General features: G+C 63.7%; 14 protein-coding genes. 8 read left to right on the top strand and 6 right to left on the bottom strand.

What is annotated here, in order from left to right; genetic code table 11:
• Positions 1-83: 83 nt before the first annotated feature.
• Entirely contained in the window at positions 84-344 is a 261-nt protein-coding gene (locus AC097O_RS19345) for an HNH endonuclease (protein WP_479594490.1), read from the top strand.
• On the opposite strand, the gene AC097O_RS19340 is transcribed toward AC097O_RS19345, so the two are convergent.
• A complete protein-coding gene (locus tag AC097O_RS19340) occupies positions 341-1,330 on the bottom strand; it encodes a diguanylate cyclase domain-containing protein (protein ID WP_479594489.1) in 990 nt (329 codons plus the stop codon). The two genes, AC097O_RS19345 and AC097O_RS19340, sit on opposite strands and share 4 nt — an antisense overlap.
• A gap of 168 nt (positions 1,331-1,498) precedes the next feature.
• Here AC097O_RS19340 and AC097O_RS19335 point away from each other — a divergent pair, with 168 nt between their 5' ends.
• From AC097O_RS19335 to AC097O_RS19315, 5 genes are all read left to right on the top strand, one after another.
• Complete coding sequence (locus tag AC097O_RS19335; RefSeq protein WP_315189025.1) at positions 1,499-2,293, top strand: FCD domain-containing protein; 795 nt, start codon at positions 1,499-1,501, stop codon at positions 2,291-2,293.
• Complete coding sequence (locus AC097O_RS19330; protein ID WP_479594488.1) at positions 2,290-3,093, top strand: transporter substrate-binding domain-containing protein; 804 nt, start codon at positions 2,290-2,292, stop codon at positions 3,091-3,093. Before AC097O_RS19335 ends, AC097O_RS19330 begins: the two co-directional genes overlap by 4 nt.
• 182 nt (positions 3,094-3,275) lie before the next feature.
• Positions 3,276-3,947, top strand: a complete 672-nt coding sequence (locus tag AC097O_RS19325; protein ID WP_479594487.1) for an amino acid ABC transporter permease — start codon at positions 3,276-3,278, stop codon at positions 3,945-3,947.
• Positions 3,948-4,096: 149 nt separating this feature from the next.
• Entirely contained in the window at positions 4,097-4,750 is a 654-nt protein-coding gene (locus tag AC097O_RS19320) for an amino acid ABC transporter permease (protein WP_479594486.1), read from the top strand.
• On the top strand, positions 4,734-5,501 hold the full coding sequence (locus AC097O_RS19315; protein WP_479594485.1) for an amino acid ABC transporter ATP-binding protein: 768 nt from the start codon (positions 4,734-4,736) through the stop codon (positions 5,499-5,501). Before AC097O_RS19320 ends, AC097O_RS19315 begins: the two co-directional genes overlap by 17 nt.
• 70 nt (positions 5,502-5,571) lie before the next feature.
• On the opposite strand, the gene AC097O_RS19310 is transcribed toward AC097O_RS19315, so the two are convergent.
• Complete coding sequence (locus AC097O_RS19310; protein WP_479594484.1) at positions 5,572-5,781, bottom strand: hypothetical protein; 210 nt, start codon at positions 5,779-5,781, stop codon at positions 5,572-5,574.
• A gap of 133 nt (positions 5,782-5,914) precedes the next feature.
• Here AC097O_RS19310 and AC097O_RS19305 point away from each other — a divergent pair, with 133 nt between their 5' ends.
• A complete protein-coding gene (locus AC097O_RS19305) occupies positions 5,915-7,303 on the top strand; it encodes a phospholipase D-like domain-containing protein (protein WP_479594483.1) in 1,389 nt (462 codons plus the stop codon).
• 162 nt (positions 7,304-7,465) lie between these two features.
• Here the strand turns inward: AC097O_RS19305 and rlmB are convergent, their stop codons facing one another.
• The 4 genes from rlmB to AC097O_RS19285 all read right to left on the bottom strand — a co-directional run bounded on the left by rlmB (position 7,466) and on the right by AC097O_RS19285 (position 12,036).
• Positions 7,466-8,200 carry a 23S rRNA (guanosine(2251)-2'-O)-methyltransferase RlmB gene (gene rlmB, locus AC097O_RS19300; RefSeq protein ID WP_315241482.1) on the bottom strand — a complete coding sequence of 245 codons (735 nt, stop codon included), beginning with the start codon at positions 8,198-8,200 and terminating at the stop codon, positions 7,466-7,468.
• A gap of 105 nt (positions 8,201-8,305) precedes the next feature.
• Positions 8,306-10,477: a cadherin-like beta sandwich domain-containing protein gene (locus tag AC097O_RS19295; protein WP_479594482.1), complete on the bottom strand. Its 2,172-nt coding sequence runs from the start codon at positions 10,475-10,477 to the stop codon at positions 8,306-8,308.
• A 99-nt stretch (positions 10,478-10,576) separates the two neighbouring features.
• A complete protein-coding gene (locus AC097O_RS19290) occupies positions 10,577-11,014 on the bottom strand; it encodes a type II 3-dehydroquinate dehydratase (protein WP_479594481.1) in 438 nt (145 codons plus the stop codon).
• Between the two features lie 23 nt (positions 11,015-11,037).
• Positions 11,038-12,036: a TRAP transporter substrate-binding protein gene (locus tag AC097O_RS19285; protein ID WP_479594480.1), complete on the bottom strand. Its 999-nt coding sequence runs from the start codon at positions 12,034-12,036 to the stop codon at positions 11,038-11,040.
• A gap of 158 nt (positions 12,037-12,194) precedes the next feature.
• On the opposite strand from AC097O_RS19285, the gene AC097O_RS19280 reads away from it, so the two are divergent.
• Complete coding sequence (locus AC097O_RS19280; RefSeq protein ID WP_479594479.1) at positions 12,195-12,977, top strand: IclR family transcriptional regulator; 783 nt, start codon at positions 12,195-12,197, stop codon at positions 12,975-12,977.
• Positions 12,978-12,984 lie beyond the last annotated feature (7 nt).

Raw genomic sequence — 12,984 nt, 5'->3', positions numbered from 1 at the left:
TTTATAAAAAATCAGCCCCTAGCGCTTATTCCATGAGCACGAGCAGCTATACAATACATAGCAAATCAACCCCTAAGATTCCCATGAGCCGACTCGGGCACACCCGCGACAAGATCTACAAAACCGTGGCCCGGCAACTGCACGGCGTGGTGCCCTGCTGGGTGTGTGGCCAGCACGTGCTGCCCGCAGCGGCCACGCTGGAGCACATCCAACCCCTGAGCGAGGGCGGCAACAGCCACCTGGAGAACCTGGCCATCAGCCACGATGTGTGCAACAACCAGCGCCATGCCACGGGCGTGGTGCCGGCCAGCGCTGACCAGCCGGGCAAAGTGCAACGTCGCTAAGTCCCGCCGAACACCCCGCGCGCCACCGACCGGCGGCCCTGTTTGACCTGGGCCATGGCGGCATCGGCGGCCTGGATGATCTGGTCCACACTGCCATTGCCGCCCAGGCGCAGCTGGATGCCGATGCTGGCGGTGCAGCGCACGTGCAGCGCCCCCAGCGTGTAGTCGCGCTCCAGCATGTCCCAGATCTTGTCGGCCACGGTGTTCACGTGGTGGGCGGCAGACACTTCCTTGCTGCCCAGGTCTTCCAGCAGCACCACGAATTCATCGCCGCGCACCCGGGCCACGGTGTCGTTTTGGCGGATGGCGGCCATCAGCCGCACCGACACCTCCACCAGCACCTGGTCGCCCACAGCGCGGCCATGCACGTTGTTGACGGCCTTGAAGTTGTCCACATCGACGTACAGCACCGCAAAGTACGAGCGCTGGCGCGCGCTGTTGAGCTGGGCGCGCCAGATCCGGTCGCGCAGCAGCCGCCAGTTGGGCAGGCCGGTCAGGCCGTCGTTGAAAGCCATGGACTGGATCAGCTCGGCCGACACCTGCTGGCGCGAGGTGTCGCGCAGCACCCGCGCCATGCCCGTGCGCTGCCCGTGGGCATCCACCAGCGGCACCAGCACCATGGACACCGGCACCAGGCTGCCATTCTGGTGCAGGCGCACCGTCTCCACGGTGCGGATGGCCGGATCCAGGGCCTCCCATGGTGCATCTTCCTCAAACTGGCGGTCGGCAGGTACGAGCCGCCGCAGCGTCTGCCCCAGCATTTGCTGCGCGGTGTAGCCCAGCAAGGCCTCGGCCCCCGGGTTCCAGCCGACCACCGCGCCGTCCAGGTCTTCGAAGCTGATGGCATCGGTGGAGGCCGCCAGCACCGCGTCCAGGCGCTGCTGCAGGTCGTGGATGCGCCGACGGTGCACGCCAACCAGCAGCACCCCCGCCAGCACGGCAAGCAGGCACACCAGAGCCACAACAAGAGAAGACTGCGACAGCATGGAACCATCTTAGTGCCGATAGCCCGGCTTTGCCTACCACCCGGTTATTGGAACGTGTGCCGAATGGGTGCGCCAGGGTGCATAAAGGGGTTTTGGCGCGGACAAGACACCGAATAGGTGCATCCATCTTGTATATCAGTTGGCACGGTTTCTGCGTAATCCGTGGCAATGACCACCGCCGCCGACATCAGTACCCGTATCATCGAAGCCGTCATGGCGCAAAAACTCGCCCCCGGCGCGCGCCTGGGCGAGCAGCCGCTGGCCATGCTGTTCGACTGCAGCCGCACCGTGGTGCGCGAGGCGCTCACCCGACTGGCCGCGCGCGGCATCGTCACCGTCAGCGCCCGCCGCGGCTGGTATGTGATCGAACCCTCGCAAGACGAGGCCCGCGAGGCCTTCGAGGCCCGCCGCGTGATTGAAACCGGCCTGATCCGCAGCCTGCAAGGCATTGAAAAACCCGCCCTGAAACGGCTCAAACAGCACCTGAAGCAGGAGCAGGCGGCCATCAAGGGCAACGACGTGGGCACGCGCAGCTTTTTGCTGGGCGACTTCCATGTGTGCCTGGCCGAATGCCTGGGCAACAGCCTGCTGGCTGACACGCTGCGCGACTTCACCGCCCGCACCACGCTGATCGCCATGCTCTACCAGTCCTCGCACAACGCCGAGCAGTCCTGCGAAGACCATGTGCAAATCGTTGCCGCCCTGGAAAAGGGCGACACCGCCCTGGCCGAAAAGCTGATGGCCGCCCACATCGGCACGGTGCAGCAGGCGCTGCGGCTGCCGGTGGCCACCGACCCGCTGGCCCAGCTGCGCGATGCCCTGGCCCCGGTGGGCACCACGGCCAAGGCGGCATCTGCGGCACAAGACTTGCATACAAGATCCCGAAAAACCAAGGCATCCACAGCCACTGGCGCGGATGCTCTCCCCGACGACCCTTCCACTTACCTAGGAGCCTTGCTATGACACGTACCTCTTCGTCCACCCGCCGCCACTTCCAGACCGGCCTGGCCGCCATCGCCCTGCTCGCCAGCCTGGGTGCCCACGCCCAGACCGCCCTGGACGACGTGCTCAAGGCCAAGAAGATCACCATCGCCATCCCCACCGACTTCCCACCCTACGGCTTTGTGGGCACCGACCTGAAACCCCAGGGCCTGGACATCGACATGGCCAACTACATCGGCGGCAAGCTCGGTGTGGCGGTGGAACTGGCCCCCGTGACCAGCGCCAACCGCGTGGCCTACCTGCAGTCCAAAAAGGCCGACCTGGTGATCTCGTCGCTGGGCAAAAACCCCGAGCGCGAAAAAGTCATCGACTTCACCGCCGCCTACTCGCCCTTCTTCCAGGCCGTGTTTGCACCCAAAACCCTCAGCATCAAGAGCTTTGCCGACCTGGCAGGCAAGTCGGTGGGTGTGACCCGTGGTGCCATCGAAGACCAGGAACTCACCAAGCTGGCCCCGTCGGGCGCGGACATCAAGCGCTTTGAAGACAACAACGTGACCGTTTCGTCCTTTGTGTCCGGCCAGGTGCAGGTGATTGCCACCGGCGCGTCGGTGGCGGGCAACCTGATGGCCAAGAACCCGCAACTGGGTGCCGAATACAAGCTGCTGCTCAAAGACTCGCCCAACTTCATCGGCGTGGCCAAGGGCGAAGACGCACTGCGTACCAAGGTGAACGAAATCATCATCGCCGCCAAAAAGTCCGGCGACATCGACAAGATGGCCCAGCGCTGGCTGGGCCGCCCCGCTGGCAACCTGCCGGAGTAACTTGGCACACCCCCAGGCTGCAGTGCTTCGCATCTTTCGCCAACCCCCTTGCAGGGGGCAACACCAGCAGCCTGGCAAAGCCAGTTCTGCGGTGTTCACGAAGGGTCCTTCTGCACGCTCCTTGTCGGGCACAGCAGTTACCCCTCACTAGCCTTTTCTTAAATAAATAGGAGAGCCAAGCCATGCGCATCGCATTCGACTTTTACGCCGTGCTGGAGCAGTGGCCGCTGCTGGTCAAGGGCATCACCTGGACTTTGGGCCTGACCCTGGTCGCCACGCTGATCGGCGCGGCGCTGGGCATCTCGTGTGCCTGGGTGCGCAGCCAGAACACGCGGGCACCCCAATGGCTGCAGTGGGTGGTGGGCGCGTATGTGGAGCTGATCCGCAACACGCCCTTCATCGTGCAGCTGTTCTTCATCTTTTTCGGCCTGCCTGCGCTGGGCTTCCGGCTGTCGCCCGAGGTAGCCTCCATCCTGGCCATGGTGATCAACCTGGGGGCTTATGCCACCGAAATCATCCGCGCCGGTATCGATGCCACGCCCAAGGGCCAGATCGAGGCCGCCTCCAGCCTAGCGATGTCGCAATGGCAGACCTTCACCCGGGTGGTGCTGCCACCGGCCCTGAAGAAGGTCTGGCCTGCGCTGGTGAGCCAAATCATCATCGTGATGCTGGGCTCGGCGGTGTGCGGGCAAATCTCCACCGAAGAGCTGAGCTATGCCGCCAACCTGATCCAGAGCCGCAATTTCCGCGCGTTCGAGGCCTTCATCATCGCCACCGGCATCTACCTGGCGCTGTCGATGTCGGTGCGCAAGCTGCTGAACTGGCTGGGTCCGCGTTTTGTTTATGGAAGGTAAAAACTGTATGACAACACCGCACAACAAAAGACAAGGCGTCTCTCAGGCCAGGGACCCGTGGAACCGGCTTTGCCGGGCCACTGGGTTCGCCCCCTGCAAGGGGGTTGGCGAAAACACGCAGTGTGTAGCCTGGGGGTGTGAAAAATTCTATGGTTGATTTCGCCATTTGGGATATTTTTCGCAATTTATTGCTGGCGGCGCGCTGGACGGTGGGGCTGTCGTTGATGGCCTTCATCGGCGGCGGCATCGTCGGCGTGCTGCTGCTGGTGGCCCGGCTGAGCCAGGTGCGCGGCACCGAGAGCTTTGTGGCCGCCTACGTGCAGGTGTTCCAGGGCACGCCGCTGCTGATGCAGTTGTTTCTGGCGTACTTCGGCATCGCGCTGTTCGGCATCAACACCAGCGCCTGGGTGGCCGCGGCTGCGGCGCTCACGCTGTACACCAGCGCGTTCTTGACCGAGATCTGGCGCGGCTGCGTAGCCTCCATCCCCAAGGGGCAGTGGGAGGCCTCGGAAAGCCTGGCGCTGAGCTTTGGTGAGCGGCTGCGCTACGTGGTGCTGCCCCAGGCCATCAAGATCGCCATTGCACCCACGGTGGGCTTTCTGGTGCAGGTGATCAAGGGCACAGCCCTGGCCTCGGTGATCGGCTTTATCGAGCTCACCAAGGCCGGCACCATGATCGCCAACGCCACCTTCAAGCCCTTTGTGGTCTACAGCTGCGTGGCCTTGATGTACTTCGCCCTGTGTTTCCCGGTCAGTTTTTACGCCAAATTGTTAGAGAGGAAGATGCATGCAGCCCGCCGCTAAAACCCAAACCAGCCTCAGCCCCATCGTCGAGATTAAAGGCCTGCGCAAGTCCTTTGGCACCAACGAGGTGCTCAAAGGCATCGACCTGCAGGTGCAAACCGGTGAGGTCATCGCCATCATCGGCAAAAGCGGCTCGGGCAAGAGCACGCTGCTGCGCTGCATCAACGGGCTGGAAGTCTTCCAGAGCGGCAGCCTCACGGTAGACGGCAAACCGCTGCTGCACGACAACGCCCTGGCCATGCGGGCGCTGCGCCAGCGCGTGGGCATGATCTTCCAGGGTTTCAACCTGTTCCCGCACCTGACGGTGGGCAAAAACGTGATGCTGGCCCCGCGCCTGGTCAAGCAACAGGCGGATGACGCGGGCACGGCCCAGGCCAAGAAGCTGCTGGCCCGCGTGGGCCTGGCTGAGAAGTTCGATGCCTGGCCCGACCAGTTGTCTGGTGGGCAGCAGCAGCGGGTGGCGATTGCCCGTGCGCTGGCCATGGAGCCCGCGGTGCTGTTGTGCGATGAAATCACCTCGGCACTCGACCCGGAACTGGTGGGCGAAGTGCTGCGCGTGGTGGAGGGTCTGGCCGCCGAAGGCATGACCCTGCTGATGGTGACGCACGAAATGGCGTTTGCCCGCAAGGTCAGCAACCGGGTGATCTTCATGCACCAGGGCCGTGTGCACGAGATGGGGCCGCCTGCAGAGCTGTTTGGCAACCCGCAAACGCCGGAGCTCAAGCAATTCCTGTCGTCACTGACCGACTGAAACTTGCTACTGTATCAATAGCTGCTCACGCTTATTTAATAAGCGCTAGCAGCTATTTTTATGCCTAAACTCAGGCGTATTCACGTTGGGATTCGCGTTGGGCCTGGCTCTTGGCCTCGTCCTCGCGCTGGATTTGCAGCATCGCGGCTTCCAGCTTGCGGTAGGTGGCCACAAACAGGTCCTGGCAGGTGACGCGGTGGCCGGTGGAGCTGCGGTCGTTGTCGGTGGTGATCATGGCGGCGATGATGGTGGCGGTGGGTTGCATCAGTTCGATTCGCATGGCGCATCCTTTCGAAATTAATAATTACACTGAACACATAAGTCATTTCAATCCAATTTAGCGTGCGTGACAATCGGGTTCACACTAGGGTGGCGGTCATCTGCCCTCTCTTTACCTGAACGACACACCGAACTTGCTAGTTGACCTCTTCACCCGCCAATGGATCACGCTGCACGGTGCGCTGGTCGTTTTGGGCCTGGGCATCTACATGGCGGGCTCGCACACGCTGAAGCAGCGCCGCCACCCGTCGGCCGCCATCGCCTGGACGATTTCGCTGGTGCTGCTGCCGTACATCGCCTTGCCGCTGTACCTCATGTTTGGCCGCCGCAAGCTGGCCAGCACCCGCCGCACGGTACATCCACCCTCCCCGCCAGCAGCCAGCGCGCAAGAGCACCTAGCCACCGCGCTGGGCCTGGTTGGCACCGCCAGCTTTGAGGCCCTGGTGGTCCACCAGGATGGCCGCGAAGCGCTGCTCCGCCTGCAGGCGCTGATAGCAGGGGCCCGGCACAGACTGGACATCTGCACCTTCATTTTGGGGCGGGACGTGCTGGGCGATGCGCTCACCGCGCAACTGCTGCAGCGGGCCCGCCAGGGCCTGAAAATCCGCCTGCTGCTGGACGGCATTGGCCTGTACCTGGGCGGCCACCCCAACCTGCACCGCCTGCGGGCCGCGGGCATCCAGGTGGTGTTGTTCGTGCCGCCCTTGTCGTCCCCGCTGCGGGGCCGCACCAACCTGCGCAACCACCGCAAAATGGCCGTGGCCGACGGTGCCTGGCTGTGGTGCGGGGGCCGCAACCTGGCGGCCGAATATTTTGAAGGCGACACCGTCTCGGTGCTGAAAAAACCGGTCTGGATCGACCTGAGTTTTGATTTGCAAGGCGATTTGGCGGGCCAGGCCCAGCAGCGGTTTGACCAGGACTGGATTTTTGCCACCACCGGCAGGGCCACCAGCGCCCCGCCCTGGGCCGCGCCCCTGGCCGCCCCCGGCCCACGCGGTCGCCTGGTGCCCAGCGGCCCCGACCAGGCCGACGACACCTTCTACACCCTGCTGGTGTCGGGCTGCTTTACCGCACAGAAGCGCATCCTGGCCGTCACGCCCTACTTTGTGCCCGACCAGACTCTGCTGATGGCGCTGACCCTGGCGGCCCGGCGCGGGGTGGCGGTGGATCTGGTGCTGCCCGCGCAGTCCAACCACCGCCTGGCCGACATCGCCCGCCATGCCGCCCTGCGCGAGCTGGTAGCCGCCGGGGCGCACATTGGCATGCTACCCAGCATGGTGCACGCCAAGGCGGTGCTGATCGACCACGACCTGGCCCTGGTGGGCTCGGCCAACCTGGACGAGCGCAGCCTGTTTTTGAACTACGAGCTGATGGTGGCCTTCTACGACCCGGCGGTGGTGCAGCAATTTGCCGACTGGATTTCGCAGCTGCAAGGCCACACCCGGCCCTACCAGGCCCAGCCGCCCAGCCTGCGGCGCGAGCTGGTCGAGGGGCTGGTGCGCTGGGTGGCTTTTCAGCTCTGATCGAAACTGTGATAGGGGCTGCGAGAGACTTGTCAACTGCTTAAATAACAAGCAGTGCAAGGTTTACCCTTATAGATCAAGGGTTTACCCTCGCTATTCTGCCGATTTACAGAGTTATCCCCAAAGTTATCCAGAGGGAACGGGGAGAACTTTTACAGCCAGTTACAGGCGTTGGCGCAGCGCTTCGTACAGGCACACGCCGCTGGCCACCGACACGTTCAGGCTCTCTACCGCGCCGTGCATGGGGATGCCCACCAGCTCGTCGCAGGTCTTGCGGGTGAGCTGGCGCATGCCGTCGCCTTCGTTGCCCAGCACCAGCGCCACCGGGCCTTTCAGGTCCACCTGGTACAGGGTTTTGGGCGCGTTGTCGCTGGTGCCTATGCACCAGATGCTGCGTTCCTTGAGCTCGCCCAAGGTGCGCGCCAGATTGGTGACCATGAAATACGGCACCGTTTCGGCTGCGCCGCTGGCCACCTTGGCTACCGTGGCGTTGATGCCCGCCGCGTGGTCCTTGGGGGCGATGACGGCGTGGGCACCGGCACCGTCGGCTACGCGCAGGCAGGCACCCAGGTTGTGCGGGTCGGTCACGCCGTCCAGCACCAGCAGCAGTGCGGGCCCGGTCAGGCTGTCGAGCAGGTCGTCGAGCGAATGGACCTGTGGAATGTGTTCCACCCGTGCCGCCACGCCCTGGTGGCCGTGGCTGCCGCAGAGCTTGGCCAGGCGCATGCTGTCGCCTTCGATCAGGCGGGCACCGGCCTCATTGGCTTTTTCCAGGAACTGGCGCATGCGCGCGTCGCGCCGGGTGGGCTCGTAATAGATTTCGATGATGGATTGGGGCGCGGTTTTCAGGCGCACGCCCACGGCATGAAAGCCGAAGAGAACTTTAGGGGAAGACATGGGGAGATTATCGACGCTGGCGCGCCCCGGGCACCACACTATTCTTTTAATAGCTGCTCACGCCTATGGAATAAGCGCTAGCAGCTTAAAAGTCTTAAATTTCCCTCAGGCCACACTGAAGGTGTAAGTGCAGGTGGTGCTGCCATCGGGCGACACCACCTCGATGGTGAAGCTGCTGCCCGCCGACACCGCCAGCGTGGCGCTGGCCCCCTGCGCCAGTGCCGTGCCGTTGACCTTCATGGAGCTGATCTTGTTCGACATGGCGGTGGGCTTGACCACCAGGCGGGTGCTGCCTGCGGGCACGTTCACCGTGTAGGCGGTGGTCCAGGGGTCGAACTTGTTGGCCAGCTTGTTGGCCACGCCGTTGCTGGGGGCGGCCCAGTACACGTCCACGCCCACCAGGGTGCCGCCGGTGAACTCGATGTTGCTCAGCACCGCGTATTTCTTGTAGCCGTCGGCGGTGTTGTAGTCGATGGCGGCGGCCGTGGGGTACACGCTGGTGGGCTTGGTCAGGTAGTCCACCGCAGCGGCGAATTTGCCGATGGGGCCGATGCACATCCAGTTTTTATCGCGCCACATGTCGCCCACGATGCTCATGCGGTCGCCGCCCTTGCTGCCGCCACGGATAGACGGCAGGGTGACGGCATTGCCCTGGTCGATGATCTGCTGGAAGCACTGCACAAAGTTGTTCACCCCTTTCATGCCCACCGAGGCTTCCTGGTGGGCGTTGGTGACTTCGGTGATCTGGCCCAGGGTGCTGCTTTTCTGGTAGTTGCTGATGAGCTGCTGCGTGAGCGACAAAAACAGATCGACCTTGACCGACTGGTACTGGGTGGTGTCGGCGGTGTAGGCACGGTTGCAGGCCCACATGTCCGAGCCAAACACCCAGCCGGTCTGGTTCACCATGAAGGTCAGCAGCCCGTTGGTGTGGCCGGGCTGGATGTAGGCCGTGCCCTGCACATTGCCCAGGTCAAACACCTGGCCGTCGGCAGCGGCCACGGCGGCGGTGCCTGCGGTGCGGAAGTCGGCCCGGTTGGCGGCCATGAAGGCGGCTTTCTCGATGGCCGATGCGTACAGCGTGATACCGGCCGAGGTGAAGTTGTAGATCTGCTCGGAATGGTCGGGGTGGTTGTGGCCCACCATCACGTCATAGGGTTTGGTGGCAATAGTGTCGATGAAGGCCTTGAGGTTGGCCTTTTGGTAGCCGTATTCGCCCGCGTCAAACACCATGCCGCGCGTGGAGCCCTCGATGTAGAACACAAAAGCCTGGAAGTACTCGGCCGGGTTGTTGATCTTCCACACCGTGGGCGTGGTGGCCGTGCCGGGGTGCATCAGCTTGGCCTGGAAGCTGCCCACGTTGGGGCGCACCACGTTCCACACGAATTCGCGCACCGCGCTGGTGGCCAGGCCATTCTTCTTGGCCACGGCCTTCAGGCGGTACAGGCGCGAGTCGGTTGGTGAGGTGAGCGGGTTGACGAACTGCAGCACGCCGTCCACCGTGAAGTCGTACACCGCACCGCCCGTGGTGGGGTCGGCAGGCTCTTTGCCGTCGAAGGTGACGGTGTAGTAAATCGTGGCCCCGTCGGTCGGGGTGGAGATGCGGACGTAGCGCCGGGGCGCGGTGGTGCCCGCCTTGCACATCACCTGCGGCGGGGCCACCAGTTTGGCGCTGATGCCGGTCTGGATGGCCTTGGCATCGTTGACCGACAGGGGGGTTGCCGGGCCAAACAGCGTGGCGCTGCTGCCCGCCATGTAACCTGCGGCCAGCATGGCGTTGACGCTGCTTCTCTTGGCTGGGCTGACGCTGGCCACGTCGGTAAACCCGGCCAGGGCGTTAGTGCTGCTCAGGGGGATTTTGAAGGCCTTCACAAGGATGTCGGCTGCGTCCTCGCGGGTGATGGGCTTGTCGGGGTAGAAGTAGCCTTCCACGTTGCTGATAAGCGACTCCTCCAGCGCCATCTCGATCTGCTTGGCGTGGGGTGTGGCCCCCAGGATCACGTCCACAAAGGTGGGCTGCACGGCCTTGTAGGGGTCGTTGTACTCGGAGGAATGCACCCAGTTGAACAGCTCGGCAATGCTGGCCACAAAGGCCGCGCGGCTCATGACCTCGGAGCCCGCCACGGGTGCATCGTCCCCGCCGCCGCAGGCCGTCACCGCGACGGTGGAGGCCAGCAGCGCGGGCATGCCCAGCATCTGGCCGAAGAAGCGGCGCGAGATGCGCTCGGTGGTCAGGCCGCCTTGGGCCGGGAGGGTGGTGGTTTTTTCTTTTACGCGCATGTCTTCCTCTGGGGTGGTTAAAACAAACTGGTTCGTACATAGGTACGTGTGAGGCAGCACGGGCGCGGTGGCCCGTGCGGTCAACGAAGTGGGGACGGCTTAGGCGGGTTGTTGCAACTCGACCAGCGCCCGCAGCCCCGCCAGGTACGACACCGGCCCCAGCCCCTGGATGGTGCCGCGCACCGCCGGGGAGATGATGGAGTGCGCCCGCCACGTCTCGCGCGCGGCGATGTTGGACATGTGCACCTCCAGCGTGGGAAAGGGCATGGCCTTGATGGCATCGTGCAGCGACACGCCGTGCTGGGTCAGCCCGGCCGGGTTGACCAGCGCGCCCTGGGCGGTGTCGATGTGCTGGTGCAAAAAGTCCACCAGCGCGCCTTCGTGGTTGGACTGCATGACCAGCAACTCCACCCCTAGCTGCTGGGCCAGGGTGTGCAGGCGTTCATTGATCTGCACCAGCGTGGTGGTGCCGTAAATGTGCGGCTCGCGGCGGCCAAACAGGTTGAGGTTGGGTCCGTGGAGAACGAGGATTTGCATGGTGTGACTCGGGCTATTAATGGTTATTTGTGGATACGAACGAGTTCTTCGTTGTAGAGCTTGACCATGACAGGGTCGTAGCTGGCGGCAAACCTGTCCACCACCGGCTTCACCATCTGCCGCATGCGGGCCACTTCGGGTGCGGCAATCTCGTTGTATTGCATGCCCTTGGCCTGCAACTCGCCCACCGCCTTCTGGGCCGCCGCCCGGCTCACCTGGCGCTGGTAGTTGCGCGTCTCGTCCGCCGCCTCGTGCATCATTTTTTGCTCGGCGGGGCTGAGCTGGTCCCAGAACTTCTTGCTCACCAGCACGATATTGGCCGCGTACACATGGTTGGTGGCGCTGACGTACTTCTGCACCTCGAACAGCTTGTTTGACAGGATGACCGCATAGGGGTTCTCCTGGCCATCCACCGCCTTGGCTTCCAGCGCGCCGTACAGCTCGGCAAACGGCATGGGCACCGCATTGGCCTTGAAAGTTTTGAAGGTTTCCAGAAACACCGGGTTGGGGATCACGCGGATCTTCAGGCCGTCCAGGTCTTCGGGCCGGGTGATGGCGCGTTTGCTGTTGGTCACGTTGCGAAAACCCAGGTCCCAGTAGCCCAGGGCGACCAGGCCTTTTTCGGGCAATTTGGCCAGCAGGGCCTGTCCCAGCGGGCCGTCCAGCAGGCCATCGGCCTGGGCAAAGTTGCTGACGGCAAACGGAAAATCCACCAGCCCGAACTCTTTGACAATGCCTGCCAGCGAGGTGGTGGCCGGGGCCGACATCTGCTGGATGCCGCCTTGCAGCGCCGACTGCTGCTGCATCTCGTTGCCCAGCTGCGAGGCCGGGTACTCCTGCACCTTGAGCTTGCCGCCGCTCTTGGCCGCCAGCAGCTCGGCAAAACGCTTCACGCCGAAGCTGACCGGGTGGTCGGCGTTGTTCAGGTGGCCAAAGCGGATCACCCGCTCCTCCTGGGCCTGCGCGGCCCCCAGCGCCAAGCAGCATGCGGCCAGCGCCAATGTTCGGAAAATGGGTTTCAACGTTGTCTCCTGGTGGTTTTATCAGCCGCAAAGCCCGGTGGAGTTTGCGTGGTGCAGGCATGATAGACAAAAAGTGGAAATGTTTTCCACTTTATTTACACATAACTGGTATGCCCAAATTGACTGGGTTACAGTCTCGCAACACACCGCCCTCCCCTATGACCACTATTCTTGAGCGCAGCTTCAACGTGTTGGAGCACCTGGCCGACCACCCCGAGGGCACGGCCCTGTCGGCCCTGGCCAGCCAGCTGGGCATGCCGCTCAGCGCCACCCACCGCCTGCTCACCGAGCTGGTGCGCTGCGGCTACGTGCGCCAGGAGCAAAGCCACAGCGTCTATGTGCTGAACATCAAGCTGGTGTCGCTGGGCCTGCGCTTTTTGAGCAATAGCGGCATCGTCGACGTGGCCCAGCCGCTGCTGGACCGGCTGGCGGCGGCCTCCGGCGAACTGGTGCGGCTGGCGGTGGTAGACGGCGAAACGCTCACCTTTGTGGCCAAGGCCCAGGGCGCTACCAAAGGCCTGCGCTACGACCCCGACATGGGCTTGTCGGTGAACCTGTCGTGCAGCTCGGCGGGCCATGCCTGGTTGTCCACCATGTCCGATGCCGATGCACTGCAACTGGCACAAAAACAGGGTTTTGGCCAGCCGGAGCACTTTGGCCCCAACGCCCCCACCACCGCCCCGGCCCTGCTGGCCTACCTGCACGACGCCCGCGCACACGGCTACAGCATGATCAACGAGGTCTTCGCCCCCGCCATGACCGCCATGGCTGCCCCGCTGCGCGGCCACAACAATGTGGTCATCGGGGTGATCACCATCGCCGGGCCGCTGGTGCGTTTGACCGAAAACCGCATGCGCGAACTCGGCCCCGTGTTGCTGGAAACCGCCGACGCGGTAGGCCACGCCAGCGCGGCCTCGGCGCTGTTCAAGCACCGGGGCTGATGCGCTA

Source organism: Rhodoferax sp. LS1P39 (assembly GCF_056521425.1).
The sequence above is the reverse complement of the archived record's forward strand: the minus strand, read 5'-3'. Positions and strand labels throughout refer to the sequence as shown.

What these genes read in the sequence shown, in the direction of transcription:
- AC097O_RS19315 (WP_479594485.1), top strand. Translation starts at nt 4,734, where the DNA reads ATGCAGCCCGCCGCTAAAACCCAAACCAGCCTCAGCCCCATCGTCGAG.
- AC097O_RS19320 (WP_479594486.1), top strand. Translation starts at nt 4,097, where the DNA reads ATGGTTGATTTCGCCATTTGGGATATTTTTCGCAATTTATTGCTGGCG.
- AC097O_RS19280 (WP_479594479.1), top strand. Translation starts at nt 12,195, where the DNA reads ATGACCACTATTCTTGAGCGCAGCTTCAACGTGTTGGAGCACCTGGCC.
- AC097O_RS19325 (WP_479594487.1), top strand. Translation starts at nt 3,276, where the DNA reads ATGCGCATCGCATTCGACTTTTACGCCGTGCTGGAGCAGTGGCCGCTG.
- rlmB (WP_315241482.1), bottom strand. Translation starts at nt 8,200, where the DNA reads ATGTCTTCCCCTAAAGTTCTCTTCGGCTTTCATGCCGTGGGCGTGCGC.
- AC097O_RS19310 (WP_479594484.1), bottom strand. Translation starts at nt 5,781, where the DNA reads ATGCGAATCGAACTGATGCAACCCACCGCCACCATCATCGCCGCCATG.
- AC097O_RS19335 (WP_315189025.1), top strand. Translation starts at nt 1,499, where the DNA reads ATGACCACCGCCGCCGACATCAGTACCCGTATCATCGAAGCCGTCATG.
- AC097O_RS19340 (WP_479594489.1), bottom strand. Translation starts at nt 1,330, where the DNA reads ATGCTGTCGCAGTCTTCTCTTGTTGTGGCTCTGGTGTGCCTGCTTGCC.
- AC097O_RS19330 (WP_479594488.1), top strand. Translation starts at nt 2,290, where the DNA reads ATGACACGTACCTCTTCGTCCACCCGCCGCCACTTCCAGACCGGCCTG.
- AC097O_RS19290 (WP_479594481.1), bottom strand. Translation starts at nt 11,014, where the DNA reads ATGCAAATCCTCGTTCTCCACGGACCCAACCTCAACCTGTTTGGCCGC.
- AC097O_RS19295 (WP_479594482.1), bottom strand. Translation starts at nt 10,477, where the DNA reads ATGCGCGTAAAAGAAAAAACCACCACCCTCCCGGCCCAAGGCGGCCTG.
- AC097O_RS19345 (WP_479594490.1), top strand. Translation starts at nt 84, where the DNA reads ATGAGCCGACTCGGGCACACCCGCGACAAGATCTACAAAACCGTGGCC.